The sequence below is a fragment of the Natrinema sp. LN54 genome, assembly GCF_052439245.1.
Lineage (GTDB): Archaea > Halobacteriota > Halobacteria > Halobacteriales > Natrialbaceae > Natrinema > Natrinema versiforme_A.
In genome coordinates, this window is record NZ_JBQVRP010000001.1 from 383,872 (window position 1) to 397,144 (window position 13,273).

At 67.8% G+C, this 13,273-nt stretch carries 15 protein-coding genes; 10 read left to right on the plus strand and 5 right to left on the minus strand.

The window, feature by feature from the left end:
- Positions 1-153 precede the first annotated feature (153 nt).
- Positions 154-954 (minus strand): class I SAM-dependent methyltransferase, encoded by an 801-nt coding sequence (locus tag ACT4ML_RS01985; protein WP_444719351.1) that lies wholly within the window; start codon positions 952-954, stop codon positions 154-156.
- Positions 955-1,035: 81 nt separating this feature from the next.
- Here ACT4ML_RS01985 and ACT4ML_RS01990 point away from each other — a divergent pair, with 81 nt between their 5' ends.
- The 4 genes from ACT4ML_RS01990 to ACT4ML_RS02005 all read left to right on the plus strand — a co-directional run bounded on the left by ACT4ML_RS01990 (position 1,036) and on the right by ACT4ML_RS02005 (position 4,059).
- Positions 1,036-1,404: a methylglyoxal synthase gene (locus ACT4ML_RS01990; protein WP_138244130.1), complete on the plus strand. Its 369-nt coding sequence runs from the start codon at positions 1,036-1,038 to the stop codon at positions 1,402-1,404.
- An 83-nt stretch (positions 1,405-1,487) separates the two neighbouring features.
- A complete protein-coding gene (locus ACT4ML_RS01995; protein ID WP_138244129.1) occupies positions 1,488-1,982 on the plus strand; it encodes a cation:proton antiporter regulatory subunit in 495 nt (164 codons plus the stop codon).
- 33 nt (positions 1,983-2,015) lie between these two features.
- Positions 2,016-3,347, plus strand: a complete 1,332-nt coding sequence (locus ACT4ML_RS02000) for a cation:proton antiporter (protein ID WP_444719352.1) — start codon at positions 2,016-2,018, stop codon at positions 3,345-3,347.
- Positions 3,348-3,399: 52 nt separating this feature from the next.
- Positions 3,400-4,059 (plus strand): HAD family hydrolase, encoded by a 660-nt coding sequence (locus tag ACT4ML_RS02005; RefSeq protein ID WP_444719353.1) that lies wholly within the window; start codon positions 3,400-3,402, stop codon positions 4,057-4,059.
- 309 nt (positions 4,060-4,368) lie between these two features.
- On the opposite strand, the gene ACT4ML_RS02010 is transcribed toward ACT4ML_RS02005, so the two are convergent.
- The 3 genes from ACT4ML_RS02010 to ACT4ML_RS02020 form a co-directional block, all read right to left on the minus strand.
- The gene (locus ACT4ML_RS02010) at positions 4,369-4,761 is read right to left on the minus strand and encodes a hypothetical protein (RefSeq protein WP_444719354.1); all 393 of its coding nucleotides are present in this window, start codon (positions 4,759-4,761) and stop codon (positions 4,369-4,371) included.
- Positions 4,762-4,784: 23 nt separating this feature from the next.
- A complete protein-coding gene (locus ACT4ML_RS02015; protein ID WP_444719355.1) occupies positions 4,785-5,243 on the minus strand; it encodes a DUF2240 family protein in 459 nt (152 codons plus the stop codon).
- 89 nt (positions 5,244-5,332) lie between these two features.
- Complete coding sequence (locus tag ACT4ML_RS02020; RefSeq protein WP_444719356.1) at positions 5,333-5,968, minus strand: ribonuclease H; 636 nt, start codon at positions 5,966-5,968, stop codon at positions 5,333-5,335.
- A 278-nt stretch (positions 5,969-6,246) separates the two neighbouring features.
- On the opposite strand from ACT4ML_RS02020, the gene ACT4ML_RS02025 reads away from it, so the two are divergent.
- Positions 6,247-6,612: a DUF7344 domain-containing protein gene (locus tag ACT4ML_RS02025; protein WP_138244122.1), complete on the plus strand. Its 366-nt coding sequence runs from the start codon at positions 6,247-6,249 to the stop codon at positions 6,610-6,612.
- A 244-nt stretch (positions 6,613-6,856) separates the two neighbouring features.
- The gene (locus ACT4ML_RS02030) at positions 6,857-7,783 is read left to right on the plus strand and encodes a DMT family transporter (RefSeq protein WP_444719357.1); all 927 of its coding nucleotides are present in this window, start codon (positions 6,857-6,859) and stop codon (positions 7,781-7,783) included.
- 17 nt (positions 7,784-7,800) lie between these two features.
- On the opposite strand, the gene ACT4ML_RS02035 is transcribed toward ACT4ML_RS02030, so the two are convergent.
- A complete protein-coding gene (locus ACT4ML_RS02035) occupies positions 7,801-8,076 on the minus strand; it encodes a hypothetical protein (RefSeq protein ID WP_444719358.1) in 276 nt (91 codons plus the stop codon).
- Between the two features lie 220 nt (positions 8,077-8,296).
- Here ACT4ML_RS02035 and ACT4ML_RS02040 point away from each other — a divergent pair, with 220 nt between their 5' ends.
- From ACT4ML_RS02040 to ACT4ML_RS02055, 4 genes are read left to right on the plus strand one after another with little or no spacing between them, the layout of a single operon-like run.
- Positions 8,297-9,040: a DUF7310 family coiled-coil domain-containing protein gene (locus tag ACT4ML_RS02040; RefSeq protein ID WP_444719359.1), complete on the plus strand. Its 744-nt coding sequence runs from the start codon at positions 8,297-8,299 to the stop codon at positions 9,038-9,040.
- A complete protein-coding gene (locus ACT4ML_RS02045; protein WP_444719360.1) occupies positions 9,037-9,501 on the plus strand; it encodes a DUF7311 family protein in 465 nt (154 codons plus the stop codon). The genes ACT4ML_RS02040 and ACT4ML_RS02045 overlap by 4 nt, the downstream gene beginning before the upstream one ends.
- 31 nt (positions 9,502-9,532) lie before the next feature.
- Complete coding sequence (locus ACT4ML_RS02050; RefSeq protein WP_444719361.1) at positions 9,533-11,503, plus strand: ATPase, T2SS/T4P/T4SS family; 1,971 nt, start codon at positions 9,533-9,535, stop codon at positions 11,501-11,503.
- Positions 11,504-11,510: 7 nt separating this feature from the next.
- Entirely contained in the window at positions 11,511-13,226 is a 1,716-nt protein-coding gene (locus ACT4ML_RS02055; protein ID WP_444719362.1) for a secretion system protein, read from the plus strand.
- Positions 13,227-13,273: the final 47 nt, after the last annotated feature.

Consider the following 13,273-nt stretch of genomic DNA (forward strand, 5'->3'; position numbering starts at 1 on the left):
TATCCGGCGAACGTCGAAATAGCTTGGCCCGACGCGCGGGCTCGCGGACCAGCGGGCGACGAGTCGCCGATCGGAGAGACCGGCGTTGCCGGACTCGATCGAGGACTCGGCTCATCCCTACCGCCGGCGACCGCCGGTTGTGTGGCGTCGCGTTCACTCGACGACGGCCCGCACCTGCAGGTACTCGACGCGGATCGCGTTGTCCCCGAACCACTCCTCGAGGGCCGCGACGGCGTCCCGGCGGAGCGCGGCCCGCGCGTCGTCGTCGTCCATACGGCGGAGCACCGGCGAGAGCGGGCCGGACTCCTCGGCGAACTCGCGCCAGAAGTGATGGGGCGTCGCGTACCGGAACTCGAGGAGACGGCGCTGGAACGAGCAGTCGGCGACGTCGGCGAACTGCTCGCGGACGAACGCGGGGTCGCCCCACTGCAGGTGCGACCAGGGATCGCTGGGCGGGTCTGCGACGTGGTCGGTCAGGACGTCGGTGAGATCCCCGACGACGCCGTTGGGCGACCACGCGGTGAAACAGACGCGTCCGCCCGGCCTCGTCACGCGCCGGAGTTCCGCACCGGCGCGGGTCGAGTCCGGCGCGAACACGTGGCCGAAGTTCGAGAGGACGACGTCGAACGCGTCGTCCGGCGCGGGGAGGGTCTCTGCGTCACCGGTGAGCCAACCGATGTCGTCGTAGCCGGCCAGCGCCGCGTTGTCGCGGGCGAGCTCGAGCATGTTGTGGGCGAGGTCAAGACCGACGACGTCGGCCCCCGCTCGGCGGGCTGTCAGCGCGGCGTTGCCGGTCCCGCAGCCGACGTCGAGGACGCGGTTGCCCGGGTCGATGCCGGCGACGTTGACCAGTCGCGCGATGGCGGGCAGCATGTTCGGGGCCATCGCGGGGTACCGGCCGGCCGACCAGACGTGTCTCGCCGATCGGTCGCCGGGTTCGGTCGGGTCGTCCATACCCGGTGGTCGGTCGCCACGCACAAAAATCGATAGCCGCCACGGACGAGCGTTTATTTCGACCGAGGGTGATGGGACGGTATGACACGCGTCGCGCTGATCGCCCACGACGAGAAGAAACCGGATATTATCGAGTTCGCACGGACGCACGAGGAGCAACTGCAGCAGTACGACCTGATCGCGACCGGGACCACGGGCGCGCGGCTCATGGAAGAGACCGACCTCGAGATCGAACGCAAGGAGTCGGGCCCGCTCGGCGGGGACCTGATGATCGGTGCCGAAGTCGCGGAGGACCGCCTCGACGGGATCGTCTTCCTCCGCGATCCGCTGCGAGCGCAGGCCCATGAGCCCGATATCTCGGCGCTGTTGCGGATCTGTGACGTCCACGACACGGCGCTCGCGACGAACCTCGCGTCCGCGACGTTTCTCATCGAAGGGCTCGCGGAGTAAGCCGCGAAGCGGTCGACGGACCGGACCCCGAATCCGGCGACCGGGTCACGCCATTTATTAGCATTCGCTGCGCGTTTTGTCGTATGGCTATCTACGAGAGCGACCTCCCCGGCGTCGGGAAGAAGTTCGAGGTCGAACTCGACGGCGACGAACGGCTCGTTATCGTGACCCACAACACGGGAAAACGGGAGGTCTACCTGAAGTCGGACGCGGACGCCGACAGCGACAAACTGTTCGAGGTCTCTGACCGGCTCGCCCGGAAGATCGGGACGATTCTCGAGGGGGCGTACTTCCAGCCGGTACAGGCCGAACAGGTCGAGACGATGCTCTCCGACGACACCTACCTCGAGTGGTACGGCGTCGCCGAGGGTGCCGAGGTCGCCGGTCGGAGCCTCGCCGAAGCGAATATCCGCGATCGGACGGGGGTCTCCATCGTCGCCATTCAGCGCGGCGAGGAACTGATCTCGCCGCCGACGCCGGAGACGATCCTCGAGGTCGGCGACACGTTAGTCGTCATCGGCGACCGCGAGGACTGCGCCCAGTTCGAGGAACTGCTCGGAGCCGGACTCGAAGAGTGATCGAAACGGCCGTTCTCGCCCGAGGTGAGATGAGTGGCGACTGAAACGGCGCTCGTCGACGTCGGGATCCTCTTCATCGCGGCGGCGTTCGCCGGCATCTGCTCGAGTCGGATCGATCAGTCGGTGATTCCGTTCTACATCATTACCGGGATGCTGCTGGGGTCGAACGTGCTTGGTGAACTCCCCGCACTCGCCGACAGTGAGGTCGGCGTCGTCGGCGTCACGGTCACCGTTCCCGACGTGACGATCGGCGGCGTCGACGTGCTGGCAGCGGTCGGCGGTCTCTCCCTCGGCGAAACCGACTTCATCGTCATCGGCGCGGAGATCGGGATCGTCCTCCTGTTGTTCTTCCTCGGTCTCGAGTTCAACTTGGACCGGCTGCTCGCGAGCAGGGATCGGATCGGCAAGGCGGGGAGCGTCGATCTGGCGATCAACTTCGGTATCGGACTGGGCTTCGGCTATCTCGTCTTCGGCGGCTTCCTCGCGGCGTTTCTCACGGCCGGCATCGTCTACATCTCCTCGAGTGCGATCATCACGAAGTCGCTGATCGATTTGGGCTGGATCGCGAACGACGAGGCCGAACCGCTGCTGGGGACGCTCGTCTACGAGGACCTCTTTATCGCGGTCTATCTGGCGATCGTGTCCGCGCTCGTCCTCGGGGGCGGCGACGTCGGCGAAGCGATGGGGCAGATCGGGGTCGCGATCGGCGTCATCATCGCCCTGCTCGCGCTCGTCACGTTTGGGACCGACTTCTTCCAACGCTTTCTCGACGCCGATACCAACGAGTTCGTCGTCGTCCGCGCGCTCGGCGTCACGATTCTGGTCGCCGGCGCCGCGCTCGCGCTGGGCGTCAGCGAGGCCGTCGCCGCGTTCTTCGTCGGCATGGCCTTCGCGTCGACCGACCACGCCCACGACTTAGAGCGGTTGCTCGAGCCGCTCCGGGACGCCTTCGCGGTGATCTTCTTCTTCTGGATCGGGCTCGTCACCGATCCGGGGCTGTTCACGCTCTCGGTGCTCGGGATGATCGTCGCCGGCGTGGTCGTGACGACGCCGACGAAGATCGTCAGCGGCTACCTCGGCGGCCGGATCTACGACCTCGACGACCGCCGATCGCTCCGGGTCGGGTTCGGGATGGCGACCCGCGGCGAGTTCTCGCTGATCATCGCCAGCCTCGCGCTCTCGGGTGCCGGGACCGGCATCGCCGCGGAGACGGCACAGACGCTGTACGCCTTCACCGTCGGCTACGTCCTCGTCATGAGCATCCTCGGCACGTCGCTCATGCAGTACTCGAGTCGGATCGAACCCGTCGTCGTCTCGGCGCTCGAGCGCAGGCGCGCGGGGCCGGCCCAGTCGAGCGAGGACTGACCCGCCCGTTCGAAGGGATAGCTTCAACCCGCTCGAGGTCTCTCACATACCTATGCCACAGGCGGTCGTCTTCGACCTCGATTACACGCTCGCCGTTCCCCGACGGACTCGGGCGACCATCCTCGAGGAAGCCACGGCCGCAACGGGTGCGCCGTCGCTCACTCGCGACGCGTACCTCGAGGCCCATCGCCGGAACCTCACCAGCGAGACGCGCGAACCCATTTTCGCCGACCTGCTCGAGGGGGCCGAGAGCGACGCCGATCCGGCCGCCGTCGCGACGGCCTACCGGGAGACGATTTCGGACTCCCTCGAGCCCCTGCCGGGCGTCGAAGCCATGCTCGCCGACCTGCGGGGCGAGTACCGGGTCGGCCTGCTCACGAACGGCCCCGTTCGAGCCCAGCGGGACAAACTCGAGACGCTGGGCTGGGAGGACGCCTTCGATGCCGCGCTGGTCACCGGCGAACTCGAGGCCGGCAAGCCCGACCCCCGCGCGTTCGAGGCGATCACCGACGAGTTAGGTGTCGATCCCGCCGACGCGGTCTACGTCGGCGACGAGGTCGAGGCCGATATTCGGGGCGCGACCGAGGCGGGGATGCGAGCGATTCAGGTGGTGCTCGAGGACGGTTCGGAGCCCGATTCGCGCGCGGTCGCACACGTCGAGCAGGCGGAGATCGCCGCGACGCTGCCGGACATCATCGCGGATCTCGAGTAAGAGGTCGAGTCCTGAGACCGGACTCGAGATCGACTTCGCCGTTCGATGGGATCACGATCGTTTCGGGACGATTTGTTTCGTGGTACTGCCGATCGTCGTACTGGCGATCGTGGTACTGACGAAGAACGGCGTTCTGCGCCGGCTGGCAGCACGGAAAACCACAGCCTCCCCATCCGATTGCGGTCCTCGCTCCCGCAGTCGCTGCGGTCCTCATCCCTCGCACATCGTCGTCGGCCACCCTCGCTCGCACTCGGGCGGCCGACAGCGCGTGCCACCGCAGTGGTCCTCTCCTGTGGGCGATTCTAGCCCTTATTCGTCGGTTTCCGCGAGCGCCTGACTCACCCGCTGTACCACGTCCGTCGCGCGTTTGACCTCGGCGCCGCTTTCCACGAAAACCAGCGTGCGGGGCGGATTCGTCGCCTTCGGACGGACTCGGAGATCGACGTCCGAGGCTGCCTCGGCCGCCGCGTCTTGGGCGGCCTCGAACTCAAGGTGCGCCCGGTCGTCGTGGACGAACGCGCGGGCGATCCGCTCGTCGTCGCGGGTCACGTCGTAGGCGCGAGCGCCGTCGGCCGTCGGTTCGACGTCCCGATCGGCGTTCGTCACGGCGAAGCGGGCGAGTTCGCCGTCCTCGCGGCCGTCGAGTTCGCTCGCGAGCAGTTGGGCGATCCGGCGGCCGTCGGTGATGCGATCCTCGACCATACTCGGTGGTGCGGGCGGCGGGATTAACCCTCTTCGGTGTCGAAGACGGCCGCCCGGGCGATCGGAACGAGGTCGTCGGTATCGATCCCCTCGCGGCGGGCGTAGACCACCGCGGCGGCCTCGATCGTCAGCCCGAGGTCCCGTTGGAGAGTGTTGATCGCGCCGACCGCCTCGTGTTTCGCCATCCCCTCGGCGACCAGCGAGTCGAGGACGCGTTCGAACGCCGACCGTTCCCGCAGGAGGTCCTCGTCGGGGACGAACTCCTCGGGCACCGTCACCTCGGCGGGATCGAACTCGACCTCGAGGCCGTCGTCGCCGCGCTCGAGCAGGCCCTCGCCGGTGGCGATGTCGATCAGTCGTTTGGCCTGATCGGGGGAGAACCAGTCCCGGTCGAGCGAGAGGGCGACGACGAACTCGTTTTCCTTCAGCCGACGGGTCCCGTTCTGAATGAACGGGGCGGCGACCGCGACGCGGAGGCTCATCGGGGACGACTTCCTCGAGCGGTGAGAAAACGATGGCGGTTCCGGCCGACTCGGGCGACCGAAGAACCGGACGACCGGACTGCCGGCGATCAGTCGGACGCGCTGCCACCGCTGTTCCGATCGGCTCGAGACGGCGGCGGGAACTCGCCGGCCGCCGGCTCCGGCGTCTCGGGGAGGACACAGCGGTCGAGTTCGCGGTTGACGTGGCGGTACTGGTCCGGCGCGTTCGCGAGCGGGTGAGCGGGGTTCTGATCGCTGTCGATCCGCGCGGCTCGAACCTCGTCGAACCCGTTGAGTCGGGCCTGAATCCCGCGCCAGTGATACCGCGTCGCGGCCGGGACGGAGACGGGACGGGGCGGTTTTCCGTCCGGGTGCCGCGTCGCGAGGATGGCACTGTTGACGTTACTGGCGAGCGCGTCGTGATCGATGAGGACGCCGACGGCGGCGTCTCGCGGCGCTCGCGCTGCGAGGACGTCCAGTCCGAGGTGGAGCGCCCGATACTCCGCGACGTTGTTGTCAGGCGGCGTGTCCGCAGTCGAGACACGTGCGACGCGGGTACCGTCGCGCGTTTCGATAACGGCACCCAGCCCACCGCCCGATCCGCGGAAGGACCCGTCGGTGGCGACGTAGAAGTCACGGTGATGGGTCCGCGGCGGATGGGCGATATGGGGTGTGGGCGACTCGTCGAACAGATCCCGTAGTGCGGGCCGGCCGTGAGCGGCCATGCTCCCGCCTACGTCACTCGCCGCCTTAACTATTCTGTCCCTGATAACATGTGACAAGCATAGTCATAGGAACCGATACGACCGTCACGACTCACAGCAACGGCGGAAAGACCGATTATCGAAACAGTCTCGAGACGACGTATGAACGCCGAATTCGCCGAAATCGTTCGATTTCGGTCTCCTCCCGAGCGCTCTCGAGAACGCGTCCGGATCGGCGGGGACGCGGACCCTATCTGTGTTGGCAGTAGGTGTAATACCACTTGGTGCTTGGACGAACTATGAACCAGACGAACGCCAGTCGGATGGAGGCGGCCTGTTCCCTGCTCGCGGAATCCGAACGGCGATATCTGCTCTACCAGTTAGCCGACGACGCCACTGCGAACCTCGAAGATCTCGTCACGCAGGTCGCGGCATGGGAACTCGACGCCCGTGCCGACGCGGTCGGCAAGGAGACCAGACAGCGCGTCTACGTCTCGTTAGTCCACAACCACCTGCCGCGACTCGAGGACTACGACATCATCGAGTACGACCTGCGGAGCGGCGATATCGTGCTGGCCGAGGGATTCGACGACATCAAACCCCTGCTCGAGCAGTTCAGACAGACCGAGGAGGAACCCGAAATTCGCGAGCGGCCCCCGCTCTGAACCGGTCCACAAACCAACCAACCCGCCGACCTACCGCGCCGACCCGCCGACCCGCTACCCCACTGATTCGCTGACCGCCGACCCGCGGATCCACCGTTCCGCCGTTCCATCGACACTCCCTGCTCTACTGCTTCGACGTTCCTGAAACAGTCGTGACGTTTCGACGACTGAAGCGTCCGTCCGTTACTCGTCACGGCTGCTTCGAATCGAAAGACAAAGGCAATCTCTCCCGGGAGAAGCCACCGTGAGCCGATATCGAAATCTCGCCCTCTTCCTGACGCTCGCAACGCTGTGGGGATCCGCGTTCGTCGCGATCAGCGCCGGACTCTCGTATATTCCACCGGTACTGTTCGCGGCGCTGCGATACGATATCGCCGGCCTACTGATGCTCGGCTACGCGGTGTACGCCGTCGATAACTGGCGGCCCCGCGGCCGACTCGAGTGGACGCAAGTTGCCGTCGGAGCCACGCTCTTAATCGCGGCCTACCACGCGTTCCTGTTCGTCGGACAGGTGAACACGACGGCCGCGGCGGCCGCGATCCTGGTCAGTCTCTCGCCGGTCCTGAGTTCCGGGTTCGCCCGACTGCTCGTCCCCTCCGACGCGCTCTCGTCGGTCGGCATCGTCGGCGTCCTCGTCGGCCTCGTCGGTGTCGCCGTTATCGTCCGCCCCGATCCGTCCAATCTGCTCGCCACCGACGCGGTCGCGAAGGGGCTCGTCTTCTGTGCCGCGGCGGCGTTTGCACTCGGCAGCGTCCTCACTCGGCGGATCGACGCCTCGCTCCCCATCGAGACGATGGAGGCGTGGTCGATGCTCGGCGGCGCGCTCCTGATGCACCTCGCGAGCCTCGCGATCGGCGAGCCCGTCGAACCGGCCGCGTGGACCAATCCGGAGGCGATCGGCGCGATCGCGTACCTGTCGGTGGGCGCGAGCGCCGTCGGCTTCCTCATCTACTTCGACCTGCTCGAGCGACTGGGTGCCGTCGAGATCAATATGGTGTCGTACGTCGCACCGATCGTCACCGCGATCGTCGGGTGGCTCTATCTCGGCGAACTCGTCGACACCGCGACGTTGCTCGGGTTCGGGCTCATCGCGGTCGGATTCGTCCTCGTCAAGCGACGGGCGATCCGACAGGAGTTCGGCCACGTTCGATCGCGGCGCTCGAGCGACTGAGCTCCGCGACGTGTCTCTCACCGGCGATGCGCGTGTCCGACGTATAGCGCCAGCAGGTTCGCGACGACCAGCCCGAGGAACGCGCCCCCCTCGAGCGACGACGACAGGCCGCCGGCGAGCAGGGGCAGGTACAGAATCGGCATCGCGATCGCCGTCCAGAACCCCGCCGCGCGGATCGGTGTCGCGATCCTCGGTGCTGCGCGCTCGAGTGCGCCGTGTTCGTCGTCACGGCGGTCGCTCGGCGGGCTCGAGTCGGCGGATCGCCGATCGAGGAGGGAAGGGGGACTCGCCATTGGGATCACCGAGGGTGTACGTCTCGGTCTCGGCGACCCAAATACCGGCCCGACCGTTTCGATCGATTCGGACCAATTCAGTGGAATCGGGCGGACTGAACGATCGATTTACCGACGAAGGCTGTCGTTTGACACGCGAACGGCAGCGGTACCGTTCGGCAAGCGGTTCGCCGGAGGACGTAGTCTCACGTTTAAATACGAAGGCTCGGCAACGCTCGCCATGAGCGACATCGAGCGGATCGAGCGGCGACTGTCCGCCGTCGAACGCGCCGTCGTCGACGGCGATATCGAACTGGACGAACTCGCCGACATCGCGTCCGTCGCCAGCGCCCTCGAGGACCTGACCGCGCGGGTCGAGGAACACGAGCGCCGCATCGCCACCCTCGAAGGACGGATCGACGCCCTCGATGGGGTCGTCGGCAACGTCGAATCGGTCAACGGAGCTGTCGAACGGCGCGCCGACGCGGCCGTCGCCGCCGTCGATCGACTCGAGTACCGCCTCGGCGACCTCGAGCGAGCCGTCGACGACGCGACCGATCTCAACATAGACGACCCGCGACCGGTCACCGCCGATGCCACGTCCGACGACCGGACCGGAGCTACCGAGACGAACCGATCGAGCCCCGCTCGAGGCGACCGCGATTCGAGCACGGTCTCGAGCGAACCGGACGATGCGGGCGAGTCGGGCAGCGATCCGCCCGCCATCGAACGAACCGTCTCGGAGATCGTCTCGCCGACGACCGATGGAGACGCCTCGACGACTCGAGAGCCACGGACCACCGCCGGCGCGACGCAGGCCGCCCTCGACTCCCGGCTCTCCGAATCGGCCGGTCGGGGCGGGGCGGCCGACGATGACTGTGTCGACGGCGCGTCCCGCCCAGACGAGACACACGACTCACCGTCCGACAGCGACGAGGGGTCAACCGGGGGCGTGTTGCAGTCGCTTCGCGCCAGACTGCCGTGATTCGGTACGTCGTCGCGATCGTGCTCGCGGTCGCGCTCGTGGTGCTCGCGGTCCCGGCGATCGAACGCGGAGCGTCGATGAACAGCCAGCGGCAGGTCGACGCGAGCATCGCTGCGATCGACGACGCGGCGACCTCGCTCGCCGAATCCGAAGAACTCTCGCCCGACGGTCATCCCGATCCCCGGAGAGTCGTCGACGTGACGCTGCCGCGGGAGTCGCTCACGACCGAATCCGTCGATCACTTCGAGATTACGCCGCGAGAAAACGGGAGCTACAGCACCGTTCGCTACGTTCTCGAGGACGGCACGACGCGAGAGACGGTCATCGGAGAGCCGATCGTCCGGAACGATCCCGCCGACAACGAATCGATCGAACTCGGCGGAACCAGCGGAGTACGGCTCGCGCTGACGCTGCAGGCCGACGACAACGGGGATCCGGTCGTCGTCGCGAGCCGTGTGTGAGTTTAAATCGGAAGCCGCTGCCAGCATCGGTATGTCTCAGGACGGGACCGGACACCTCCGGTCGGTCATCGACGGCCTCGGCGTTCGCAACTTCTTCGGTCGGGACGCCCCCGGAGTGGGCGGTCTCTTCGGCCGAAACGAGGATCGACTATCGCCGTGTGCCTGTCGGGTATCGTTCGAGGACGAGACGCTGCTCCTCGATGCGGCCGACTGCGACGGTGACCTCGAGAGCGCGAGCGCCTGCCGGCAGACGGCGGTCGAAGCGCTCGCCGACCGCGAAGCGTCCCGGATCGTCGTCCGATCGAACGGGCTCGAGTTCCGGTATGACGGTCGCGGCGTCGACCTCCTCGGCGCGGCCGGCCGGTTCGTCGCACTGCTCGGCGATCGCGACGAGCAGTTGGCGACGGCGGCCGCGCAGGAGCCGCTCGCGGTCGGCGAGGAACTGCGAACGAGGGTCGGCCCGATCGCCGACATCGGCATCGAATCGGGACTGGTCGCGGCCGCGAGCGGGCTCGAGACCGGGAGCGATGAATCGGCGCTGACGCCGACCGTCGGGCTCACCGTCGGCCAGTACTTCGTCGACCGGACGGTCGCCAACGGCGCGCGCCTCAGGGATGTCCGATCGCTCGAGACGGGGAGCGACGCACGGATCTACGGACGGTCGGACGGCGTCGCGCGCTACGCCCTCGACGTGATCGACACGACTCTTTCCGGTGACGAACGGCAGGTCCTCATCGAGGGATACGAAGCGATCGCGGAAGGAACCGTGGAAGGGGATCGCGCGGCCTCGCAGGCGATCGAGGCCGCCAGCGACGAGCCGGCCGACCCGCGCTTGACGGCGATCTTGCGCAAGCACACGATCGGCTACGGGGTCCTCGAGGACCTGTTCGCCGATCCCCGCGTCACCGACGTGTACGTCACGTCGCCGGTCTCGGCGAACCCCATCCGCGTCGTCGTCGACGGGGAGTCGATGACCACGAACGTCCACCTCACATCCGGCGGCGCTCGGGCGCTCGCCTCGCGGGTTCGGCGCACGAGCGGCCGGGCGTTCTCCCGGGCGAGCCCGACGGTCGACGCGACGGCCGCGCTCGAGAGCGGCACCCGCATTCGGGTCGCCGGCGTCACCGATCCGGTCGCGGACGGGATCGCCTTCGCGTTTCGGGAACAGCCCGACGACGAGTTCACCCTGCCGGCGCTCGTCGCGAACGGAACCATGTCGGCGGCGGTCGCGGCGTTTCTCTCGGTCGCCGTCGAACGGAACGCCGCCGCGTTGATCGCCGGGACCCGCGGGTCCGGAAAGACGACCCTGCTGGGAACGCTGCTGTACGAACTCGCGGCGGGGACCCGAACGGTCCTGATCGAGGACACGCCCGAACTCCCGGTCGGTCCGTTGCAGTCGGTCGGACGGGACGTGCAGGCGCTGCGGACGGGGTCCGGCGACGGCCCCGAGATAACGGCCGAAACGGCGCTCCGGACGGCGCTTCGGCTCGGCGACGGGGCGCTCGTCGTCGGCGAGATCCGCGGCGAGGAGGCCCAGGTCCTCTACGAGGCGATGCGGGTCGGTGCCAACGCGAACGCGGTGCTCGGGACGATTCACGGCGACGGCGCCGACGCGGTCTACGAGCGCGTCGTCTCCGATCTCGCCGTCGAACCCTCGTCGTTCGGTGCGACGGATCTCGTCGTCACCGTCCAAGCCCACCGAACGCCCGACGGGCGAACGCGACGCCTCGCCAGCATCGAGGAGGTCGTGGGCAGCGGCGACGATATCTGGTTCGAGCCGCTGTACGAGTTAGACGGCGAGCGGGCGGTCGCGACCGGTCGGATCGATCGCGGCGAGAGTCGAGTCGTCGAACGACTCGCCGGACCGACCGAGAACTACGCCGACGTTCGCCGGGCGATTTCGGCGAGAACGGAGCTCCTGTCGACGCTCGCCCGCGACGGCCGAACGGACCCGCAATCGGTCGCCGCAGTGTACGCCGATCGGGGCGACGGGGACGAGTGATCGCAAAATGGGATTCTCATCGACGCTCGTCTGCGCACTCGCCGCGCTGTATCCAGCCGCCGTCGACGGGAGCGACGACCTCGAGGAGTCGCTCTCCTTTACCGACTCGCCACACGACGCCGAGACGATCGTCCGGGCGGGATACGGGGCCGGGATCGTCGCGGCGTTTCTCCCGGTGGCGCTACTGGTCACGTCGGCTCCGATCCCCATCGTCCTGTTTTTCGTGCTCGTCGCACCGCTCGCGGCGATCCATACCGTTCACTCGATGCCGCACTTGCAGGCGGCGTTTCGCCGAACGGAGGCGCTCGGCGACACGCCGAATCTCATCGGTCGAGCGGTGCTGCGAATGCAGGTCCAACCGGCGCTCGAGGGCGCGGTTCGGTTCGCGGCCGAAACGGGCCACGGCCCGCTCTCGCGGAGTCTCGACGGCCACATCGACCGGTCGATCGGCACGTCCGGAACGGGCTTGCTCTCCTTCGCCGACGAGTGGGCCGAGTGGTTCCCGGCGCTCCGGCGGTCGGCACACCTGCTCGTGGCCGCCCAAGACGCGCCGGACGCCGAGCGCGTCCGCACGCTCGATCGATCGCTCTCGGCCATCCTTTCGGGCACTCGCAGTCAGATGGCCGATTTCACGACCGCGATCCGAGCGCCGGCGACGGGGCTGTTCGCGTTCGGGATCATGATCCCGCTCGCGCTGGTCTCGCTCGTCCCGACGGTCCCGATGGTCGGCTACTCGGTCAACATCTGGCTCTTCGTCTTCCTGTACAACGCGGTCCTCCCCGCCGTGTTGATCGGCGCGAGCCTCTGGTTACTCGTTCGCCGCCCGGTCGCGTTTCCGCCGCCGACGATCGGCCACGATCATCCGGACGTCCCCGATCGGCTCCACTTTCGGGCGCTCTGGGGCGTGCTCGCCGGTCTCTGTAGCTACCTGCTGATCGCCGCGTTCGGCCCCGCTCACCTCGCACCGATCGCCGCCGTCGGTATCGGCGTCGGTATCGCACTGCTGGCCACGTACGGCCCTATCCTCGCGGTCCGCCACTACGTCCGCCACGTCGAAGCACACCTCACCGACGCGCTGTACATCGTGGGACGGCAGGTCGCCGAGGGCGAGTCCGTCGAATCGGCGGTCGAACTGGCGGCCGACCGCGTCCCCGCCGAGACCGGCGAGGTCTTCGAACGGGCGGCGGGCCTCCAGCGACGGCTGCACACGGGCGTCCGGGAGGCGTTTCTCGGCGACTACGGCGCGCTTCGAGACATCCCGAGTCCGCGCGCCCGCGGGACCGCCGCGCTGCTTGCGGTCGCCGCCGACGAGGGCAAACCCGCCGGCCGAGCCATCGTCTCGATGGCCGACCACCTCGAGGAGCTCGAGGAGGTCGAAGCCGAGGCGAAACGTGACCTCAAACAGGTGACGGGCACGCTCGACAACACGGCGGCGTACTTCGCGCCGCTCGTGGCCGGCGCGACCGTCGGGATGGCCGCGATGATGTCCAGCGCGAATCTGAGCGGCGCGGAGGGGGTCGACGCCGCCGCGTTCCCCGCCGAATCGCTCGCGGTCGTCATCGGGGTCTACCTGATCGCGCTGTGTTTCATCGTCACGCCGCTCTCGATCGCCCTGCGTCACGGGATCGATCGGGCCCTCTTCGGCTACCACATCGGCCGCACGCTCGCTTCCTCGATGGTGTTGTACGTCGTGACGGTGACTGCGCTCGACGTCCTCCTGTGAGCCCGTCTCGGACTCGGATTTAAATACGAACACGCGGCGAGAGGCAG

Bases quoted from the DNA above. Each gene is read 5' to 3' on its own strand.
- ACT4ML_RS02010 (WP_444719354.1), bottom strand. From the start codon at position 4,761: ATGGTCGAGGATCGCATCACCGACGGCCGCCGGATCGCCCAACTGCTC.
- ACT4ML_RS02035 (WP_444719358.1), bottom strand. From the start codon at position 8,076: ATGGCGAGTCCCCCTTCCCTCCTCGATCGGCGATCCGCCGACTCGAGC.
- ACT4ML_RS02005 (WP_444719353.1), top strand. From the start codon at position 3,400: ATGCCACAGGCGGTCGTCTTCGACCTCGATTACACGCTCGCCGTTCCC.
- ACT4ML_RS01985 (WP_444719351.1), bottom strand. From the start codon at position 954: ATGGACGACCCGACCGAACCCGGCGACCGATCGGCGAGACACGTCTGG.
- ACT4ML_RS01990 (WP_138244130.1), top strand. From the start codon at position 1,036: ATGACACGCGTCGCGCTGATCGCCCACGACGAGAAGAAACCGGATATT.
- ACT4ML_RS01995 (WP_138244129.1), top strand. From the start codon at position 1,488: ATGGCTATCTACGAGAGCGACCTCCCCGGCGTCGGGAAGAAGTTCGAG.
- ACT4ML_RS02055 (WP_444719362.1), top strand. From the start codon at position 11,511: ATGGGATTCTCATCGACGCTCGTCTGCGCACTCGCCGCGCTGTATCCA.
- ACT4ML_RS02015 (WP_444719355.1), bottom strand. From the start codon at position 5,243: ATGAGCCTCCGCGTCGCGGTCGCCGCCCCGTTCATTCAGAACGGGACC.
- ACT4ML_RS02020 (WP_444719356.1), bottom strand. From the start codon at position 5,968: ATGGCCGCTCACGGCCGGCCCGCACTACGGGATCTGTTCGACGAGTCG.
- ACT4ML_RS02050 (WP_444719361.1), top strand. From the start codon at position 9,533: ATGTCTCAGGACGGGACCGGACACCTCCGGTCGGTCATCGACGGCCTC.
- ACT4ML_RS02040 (WP_444719359.1), top strand. From the start codon at position 8,297: ATGAGCGACATCGAGCGGATCGAGCGGCGACTGTCCGCCGTCGAACGC.
- ACT4ML_RS02025 (WP_138244122.1), top strand. From the start codon at position 6,247: ATGAACCAGACGAACGCCAGTCGGATGGAGGCGGCCTGTTCCCTGCTC.